Below are 7245 nucleotides of genomic sequence, written 5' to 3' on the forward strand. Positions count from 1 at the left end.
GCCGAGCGCGACCAGCGCGAACATGCCGATGTAGTTCAGCTGCGTGATCCAGAACTCTGGCACCGGCAGCAGCGGCAGTGCCGCAAGCACCGCCAGCAGCAGCGCCGGCGCGAGGCGCGCGACCATGGGCGCGCCGCGGCGGGCATGGGGGGCACGGGGGGCGAGGCCTTCATGGCGGCTCGATCGGAGCTCACGTCAATGCTCTTCATGGTGCGGGTCGCGCCAGCTGCGCCACAGCAGCACCGGCAGGATGGTGGTGAAGACGATGACCTCCTTGAAGGCGCTGGCCCAGAAGGAGCTGAAGGACTCGATCAGGCCGACGAGCAGCGCGCCCAGCGCCGCGCCGGGGTAGCTGGAGAGCCCGGCGAAGACCGCGGCCACGAAGCCCTTCAGGCCGATGAGGAAACCGCTGTCGTAGAAGATCGTCGTGGTCGGGCTGATCAGGATGCCGGACAGCGCGCCGATGAAGGCGGCCAGCGTGAACGAGAGCCGCCCGGCCGAGGTGCTGGAGATGCCCATCAGCCGCGCGCCGAGCCGGTTCACCGCCGTCGCGCGCAGCGCCTTGCCGTAGAGGCTTTTCTCGAAGAACAGCCACAGCACCACGATCAGCGCGGCCGAAGCCATCACGATGATCAGCGTCTGGCCCGAGAACATCAGCGGCCCTGCCGCGTAGCTCGCGTCCCAGAAGCTGGGGTTGCGCGAGCCCTCCGCGCCGAAGAACACCAGGCCCAGTCCGGTCAGCGCGAAGTGCACGCCGACCGAGACGATCAGCAGCACCAGCACCGAGGCGTCGGCCAGCGACTGGTAGGCCAGGCGGTACAGCAGCCCGCCCATCGGCGTGACCACCGCCAGCGTCAGCAGCGCCTGCGCCACCAGCGGCAGCTTCATCGGCGCCAGCCAGAGCGCGCACAGCCCAATCGCGACGCCGGGCAAGGCGCGCAGCGCGATCGGCGCGAGTTCCGCCGCGAGGCGTCCGGCGCGCGCGGCGGCGATCAGGTCCAGCACCGCGGCCAGCAGCGCCATCGCGATCAGGAAGTGGATCGTCAGCGGCGTGTGGCCGAGTTGCAGTCCCGCCAGCGTCAGCGCGCCGAAAGCGACGAACTCCCCCTGAGGAATGAAGATCACCCGCGTGACCGCGAACACGAGGACCAGGGCCAGTGCCAGCAGCGCGTAGATCGCGCCGTTGGTCACCCCGTCCAGCACCAGGATGCTTGCAATCGCCCCGTCCACCTTGTCTCCTGTCGTGGTGCCGGGCGGGGCCGTTGATCGCGCGCCGCCGATGCGTGCCGGCGGCGTCGCGAACGCTCCGAAGGCCATCGCCCGGGGTTGGTCGTTCATGCGACGTGTGGCGACCGACTCTAGCGGGAAGCCCACGGCGCTCCGTCAGTGGATGCCGCATTGACATTTCGCAATTGATTAATCCGACCGGTCGGTCGAAGTTGAGGCTCGGTGGGACGGTTTGTGCTACGCGCCGCTTCGCTAGACTGCGCCGCCATGCCTCAACACATCCCCGCGCTGGAGATCGACGGACCGCTCGCCCGCGTGACGCTGCGGCGGCCGCATGTCGCCAACCGCCTCGAGCTGATCGACCTGCAGACGCTGCAGGCCCACCTGCGCGAGGTCGAGGCCACGCCCTCGGTCCGCGTGCTGTTGCTCCGCGCCGAGGGCCGGCATTTCTGCAGCGGCTTCAACATCGACGCGGTGCCCGGCGTGGACGCGGGCGCCTTGTTCGAGTCGCTCACCGACGCCTGGGAACAGGCCCGGCCGGTGACGGTCGCGGCCCTTCAGGGCGGCGTCTACGGCGGCGCCACCGACCTCGCGCTGGCCTGCGATTTCCGGCTCGGCGTTCGGCAGTGCGAGATGTTCGTGCCCGCCGCGCGATTGGGGCTGCACTTCTATCGCGGCGGCATGGAGCGGTACGTGAACCGGCTGGGGCTGTCGATGGCCAAGCGGGTGCTGCTGGCCGGCGAGACCCTGGACGCCGACGCGATGCACGCCAGCGGCTTCCTGGATCACCTGCTCGACGACAGCGAGGCGCTCCAGGCGGCGGCGCAGGCCCTGTGCGAGCGGCTCTGCGGTTTCGCGCCGCTGGCGCTCGCCGGCATGAAGCGCCATCTGAACGCGATCGCCAACGGCCGGCTCGACATCGAGGCGCTGCGCGCGGACATCGCGGTGTCGAACGCGTCGGAGGATCTGGCGGAGGGCGTTCGCGCCTGGCAGGAAAAACGCGCGCCCAGGTTCAACGGCCGCTGATCCGCACCCTGAAGGGGGAACGACGGGGGAAATAACGGGGAATGAGGGGGACGGCCGCCGCCGGCGAGGTCAGGCGGTGGTCAGACGGTTTCCAGCTCGTGGCGCCAGGCATGCAGGTGCAGACAAGCCTTCGCGGTGGCGCGGCGCAGGTCGAGTTCCTCGCGTTTGGTCCACACGCGGGCCTGGTCGCGCTCTCCCAGCGCGATCACGCCAAAGGTCCTGCCGTTGATCTGGCCGCTGACGTCCAGCATCGCGCGCCAGGTGGGCGGCGGCTGCAGGGTGCTCAGGCGGGGATCGGTGCGCGCATCGGCGCAGTTGAAGACGCCTTCGGACAGCAAGGTGTCGAAATAACCGGGATAGGCGCGCTGCTCGCAAACCGGCGGTTGGCGGCTCGGTCCGTCGATCGTATGGGCGCCGAGGCAGCGCAGGCGGTAGGCGCCCGGTTCACCGTCCAGCAGCCAGAGGCTGGCGTGCGAACTGCGGAAGTGGCCGCACAAGGCCTCGCTGATGGCCTGCGCGTAGCGCTCGGCCAGTTCGCCGGCGGTGTCCAGGCCGCTGTCGCGGGCCTCGGTCGCCGGCCATTCCAGTTCCTGACTGGCCGCCCGCATGGCGGCGAACAGCCCCTCGATCCTTTCCATCGTTGCGCTCGCTCCCTCATGTGTCCTTGTCATTGACGCCACGGTGAACGGCGCGGGCGGCATTCTAGGTGTTTTCCCTAAACGCTGCCAAGCCGCCGGGAGGCTGTGTTACAGGCCCATCCGTGCGACGAATGTCTCTTGCAACCGATTCGGGCGACCTTCGCGCGAGGTCATTAGCGATGCCCCGGTACGGGGAGGGTCCGGCTTATAGGAAAATACGGGTTTCGCCGTCCGCCCCTGGGGGGAACTTGGGGTGGTCGGCGCGGCATTTCAAACTCTTATCAGGATCAGGATCAGCGTGGCCAAGGATACGACCAAGACGACCATCGAAGCCGATGGTCTGCGCTATCGCTCTAAAGCTCCCGGCTCGCCCTTCGCGGCGACCTCTTCGTTTGGCGCGGCAACCATGTCGTGCTTCCTTTGCGGCAAGCATCGCCCCCGCGCGCTGCTGAAGTCCCGCAAGCTGCTGGGCAAGTCCCAACCCGTCTGCGCTCCGTCCTGCAAGGAACTGGAAGAGCAGCTGGCAACCAAGAAGTAAGCCCAGGCTTACCGGGCGTCCTCACGACGCCCTGAAGCAGCGTCCACAGACCGCGCGGTAACGGGAGTTGCCGCCGATCTCGACCTGCGCGCCTTCGGTCAGCTTTCGGCCGGCGGCGTCGACGCGCATGTTCATCGTCGCCTTGCGGCCGCAGTCGCAGATGGTCTTCATCTCGTCCATCTCGTCGGCCAGCGCCAGCAGCGCCGCCGAACCGGTGAACAAGGCGCCGCGGAAGTCGGTCCGCAGCCCGTAGCAGATCACGGGCACATGGCGCATGTGCGCAATCTCGTGGAGCGACCAGACCTGGTCCTGCGTGAGGAACTGCGCCTCGTCCAGCAGGATGCAGGCGATGCCCGGCGACTGCGTGATCAGCGCGCGGAAGTCCGTCTCGGCGGTGAACACCTCCGCCACGCGCTGCGGCCCCAGCCGCGAGGTGATGAATCCCTTGCCGTAGCGGTCGTCGACCCCGGCGGTGAACAGGCGCACCGCATGGCCGCGCTCCTCGTAGTTGTGCGCCACCTGCAGCAATGCGGTGGACTTGCCGGCATTCATCGCGGCGTAGCGAAAAAACAGTTTGGCCATGGTCCTTGCACGCCCGGTCCCGCCGGGCAGCGGGCGATTGTCGGCGCAATTGCGACCGTTCGTCGGCCGGTGCTTTCACCCCCGGGCAAGCGATGTAGCGGGGCGTCATACGCCCCACCTAATATGGATTGCGAGGGAATCGATGCACTGCCGGGACACGACCCCGCCGGTGCGAACAAGAGCGCCAAGCGAAGCGAGACCATGAGCAAAGACACCAGCACCGCCGTTCGGGAAGACGGCCTGCGCTACGCCTCCAAGCTGGGAGGGTCGCCGTTCCAGGGCAGCGGCCAGACCCGTTCCTGCTTCAAGTGCGGTCGGCACCGTCCTCCGAGCAGCCTGCAGTCCAAGCGCATCCTGGGCCGGACCGAACTGGTCTGCAAGCCCGCCTGCGAACCCAAGACCTGATTCCCCCTCCCGGCGGCCGTCTTCAGGCAGGACGGACGGCCGCCGTCGATCGGCGCGAATTGCCACGCCCGCGCGGCTATGGGCACAATCCCCCTTTTTCCCGAAGGCCGGCTCCGCGCCGCTTGATGCATGTCCTCCAGCACCCCGCCGCAAGGCGAAGTGACCTCCCCCGAAGTCCCGGACCCGAAGGCCCCCGTCGCCGAGACGACTGACGCCGCGCTGACGGCGCCGCAAGCCGACGCCGCGCCCGCCCCGGAAGCGGGAGATGCCGCCGGCGAGGTCAGCCCGCCCGACGCGAGCACCGCGCCGAGTCCGGCCAAGTCGGCCGAGGGCGGACGCGTCGACGTCCAGGCGGTCGCCGCCAAGCTGAAGGAGCTCTTCCCGGCCCTCTTCGGCGGCGGCGCCAAGCCGCTGAAGCTGCGGGTCCAGTCCGACATCCAGCAGCGCGCCCCGGGCCAGTTCACGAAGACCCAGCTCTCGGCCTTCCTGCGCCGCTATACCGGCGGCACCGGCTATCTGATCGCGCTGACGCGGGCCAAGACCCGCTTCGACCTGGACGGCCAGCCCGCCGGCGAGCTGAGCGACGAGCACCGCAACGCCGCCCAGGAAGAGCTGACTCGCCGACGTGGCATCACCGAGGCGCGTCGCGCCGAGGAAGACCGCGGACGCCAGGAACGCGCGCAATTGCTGCGCGACTTCTCGCGCACCACGCTGACGCCGGCCAACTTCTGCGCGCTCAAGGGCCTGACGCAGGAACAGCTCGATGCCCAGCTGAAGCTGGCGCGCGAGGAGGAGGCGCAACAGCCGCCGCGCCAGGAGCGCCATGACCGACCGCCCAGAGGCCAGGAGCATCGTCGTGGCGGCCCTCGTGGCGAAGGACGACCTGGCGGCCCCGGCCAGGCACCGCGCGGCGATGGACCCCGCCGTGACGGCCGTCCGAACGAAGGCCGCAAGCCGCCGCGCCAACCGCGCTGATCGGCTGACCGCGCGCCGACGCGCTCCCCACCATGGTTGTCGACGAGCGCCCGCCGCGCAGTGAACGCGCCGGGCGCCGCGCGCATTGCGATGGCTGCGGCCGACCGTCGGTCGGCTGCTGGTGCGCCTGCGTGCGGCCGGTCGACAACCTCACCCCGCTGCTGATCCTTCAGGACCGCGACGAAGCCGGGCAGGCCAAGGGCACGGCCGGCCTGCTGGCGCGCTGCCTGTCTCGCGTCGAACTGCGTATCGGCGAACGATTCGATCCGCCAGCCTCGACCGCCGGGCTCGTGTTGCTTTATCCGGCGACGCCCGGCAACGCCGCGACCGCGGAACCAGCGCCGGCGCCCCGCGGCGGGGCGCGCCATGGGAATCCGCTCGCTGGTACGCCGCCGCTCACCACCTTGGTTGTCCTGGACGGGACCTGGCGCCGCAGTCGACGGTTGCTTCATGAGAACCCCTGGCTGCAGGCGCTCCCGCGGATGGCGCTCGATGCGCCGCCGCCTTCCCGCTACGCGATCCGGCGCGCGCACGCGGAGTCGCAACGCAGCACGCTCGAGGCCTGCGCCCTCGCGCTGGCACAGCTCGAGGGCGACGAGTCGCGCTACGCGCCCCTCTGGGCCGCCATGGACGCGTTCATCGCCCTTCAGCAGGGTCTGGCTGACCGCGCTCCCTCGGTCGGTGGAGCCGGCGCGCGGTAAGCTGCCCGGCCATGAATCCTTCCTCCCCCGCCAATCCCCCTTCCGAGCCCCGACTCACCTCGCTGTCGCACGGCGGCGGCTGCGGCTGCAAGATCGCGCCCGGTGTGCTCTCGGAAATCCTCCAGGGGACGAGTGCCCTCCCCGTCCCCCGCGAACTGCTCGTCGGGATAGAGACGGCGGATGACGCCGCCGTCTATCGGCTCAACGACGAACAGGCGCTGATCGCCACGACCGACTTCTTCATGCCGATCGTCGACGACCCGCATGACTTCGGCCGCATCGCCGCGACCAACGCGATCAGCGACGTCTATGCCATGGGCGGCAAGCCCATCATGGCGCTGGCCCTGGTCGGCATGCCGGTGGCGGTCCTGAGCACGGCGACCATCGGCAGGATCCTCGAAGGCGGCGCGTCGGTCTGTCGCGAGGCGGGCATCCCGATCGCGGGCGGACACACGATCGATTCGGTCGAACCGATCTATGGCTTGGTGGCTTTGGGACTGGTGCATCCCTCCCGGGTGAAGCGCAACGCGGATGCCCGCGCCGGCGATGTGCTGGTACTGGGCAAGGCACTGGGCGTTGGTGTGATGTCGGCGGCGCTCAAGAAGGGGAAGCTCGACGACGCGGCCTATCAGCGGATGCTCGCGACCACGACCAAGCTGAACACGCCCGGGCCGGAGCTGGCCGCACTCGACGGCGTCCATGCGCTCACCGACGTCACCGGCTTTGGTCTGGCAGGGCACGCCTTGGAGATCGCGCGTGGATCGGGCTGCGCGGTGGAGATCGATTGGCATTCGGTACCGCTGCTCGAAGGCGTGCCATCGCTGGCGAGCGAAGGCTTCGTGACCGGCGCATCGGGCCGCAATTGGGCCGCCTACGGCGCGGAGGTGGCCTTGGCCGGCTCGCTGCCCTCGCAGGCGCAAGCGCTCCTGAGCGATCCGCAGACCAGCGGTGGCCTGCTCGTGTCGTGCGCGCCGGCTGCGGTGGACGCGGTGCTCGCCGTCTTCGCGCGTCACGGGTTCGACGCGGCGGCGGTCATCGGCCGCGTCACGGCATCGGGAGAAGGTCCGAAGTTGCGTGTGGCCTGAGCGGCGCTGAAAAGAACAAAGGGCCCTCACATGAGGGCCCTTGTTCGATTGGTTGCGGGGGCAGGATT

The 7245-nt window shown here is 69.5% G+C and carries 9 protein-coding genes; 6 read left to right on the plus strand and 3 right to left on the minus strand.

Annotated features, from left to right (window positions below; all coding sequences use genetic code 11):
• Window positions 1-195 precede the first annotated feature (195 nt).
• Entirely contained in the window at window positions 196-1230 is a 1035-nt protein-coding gene (locus FUT87_RS12145) for a branched-chain amino acid ABC transporter permease (protein ID WP_147241184.1), read from the minus strand.
• A 264-nt stretch (window positions 1231-1494) separates the two neighbouring features.
• Here FUT87_RS12145 and FUT87_RS12150 point away from each other — a divergent pair, with 264 nt between their 5' ends.
• Complete coding sequence (locus FUT87_RS12150) at window positions 1495-2253, plus strand: enoyl-CoA hydratase/isomerase family protein (RefSeq protein ID WP_147241179.1); 759 nt, start codon at window positions 1495-1497, stop codon at window positions 2251-2253.
• Window positions 2254-2333: 80 nt separating this feature from the next.
• Here the strand turns inward: FUT87_RS12150 and FUT87_RS12155 are convergent, their stop codons facing one another.
• Window positions 2334-2891 carry a GAF domain-containing protein gene (locus FUT87_RS12155; protein WP_147241180.1) on the minus strand — a complete coding sequence of 186 codons (558 nt, stop codon included), beginning with the start codon at window positions 2889-2891 and terminating at the stop codon, window positions 2334-2336.
• Between the two features lie 298 nt (window positions 2892-3189).
• Between FUT87_RS12155 and FUT87_RS12160 the strand changes: the two genes are divergently transcribed.
• Window positions 3190-3429: a hypothetical protein gene (locus FUT87_RS12160; protein ID WP_091728029.1), complete on the plus strand. Its 240-nt coding sequence runs from the start codon at window positions 3190-3192 to the stop codon at window positions 3427-3429.
• 21 nt (window positions 3430-3450) lie between these two features.
• Here the strand turns inward: FUT87_RS12160 and FUT87_RS12165 are convergent, their stop codons facing one another.
• Window positions 3451-4011 carry a thymidine kinase gene (locus tag FUT87_RS12165; protein ID WP_099860285.1) on the minus strand — a complete coding sequence of 187 codons (561 nt, stop codon included), beginning with the start codon at window positions 4009-4011 and terminating at the stop codon, window positions 3451-3453.
• Window positions 4012-4212: 201 nt separating this feature from the next.
• Here FUT87_RS12165 and FUT87_RS12170 point away from each other — a divergent pair, with 201 nt between their 5' ends.
• From FUT87_RS12170 to selD, 4 genes are all read left to right on the plus strand, one after another.
• A complete protein-coding gene (locus tag FUT87_RS12170) occupies window positions 4213-4416 on the plus strand; it encodes a hypothetical protein (protein ID WP_091728034.1) in 204 nt (67 codons plus the stop codon).
• Between the two features lie 129 nt (window positions 4417-4545).
• Entirely contained in the window at window positions 4546-5391 is an 846-nt protein-coding gene (locus FUT87_RS12175; protein ID WP_147241181.1) for a ProQ/FINO family protein, read from the plus strand.
• Between the two features lie 32 nt (window positions 5392-5423).
• A complete protein-coding gene (locus tag FUT87_RS12180) occupies window positions 5424-6092 on the plus strand; it encodes a tRNA-uridine aminocarboxypropyltransferase (protein WP_147241182.1) in 669 nt (222 codons plus the stop codon).
• 11 nt (window positions 6093-6103) lie between these two features.
• The gene (selD, locus tag FUT87_RS12185; RefSeq protein ID WP_147241183.1) at window positions 6104-7177 is read left to right on the plus strand and encodes a selenide, water dikinase SelD; all 1074 of its coding nucleotides are present in this window, start codon (window positions 6104-6106) and stop codon (window positions 7175-7177) included.
• Window positions 7178-7245 lie beyond the last annotated feature (68 nt).

This window comes from Mitsuaria sp. TWR114, assembly GCF_007997345.1.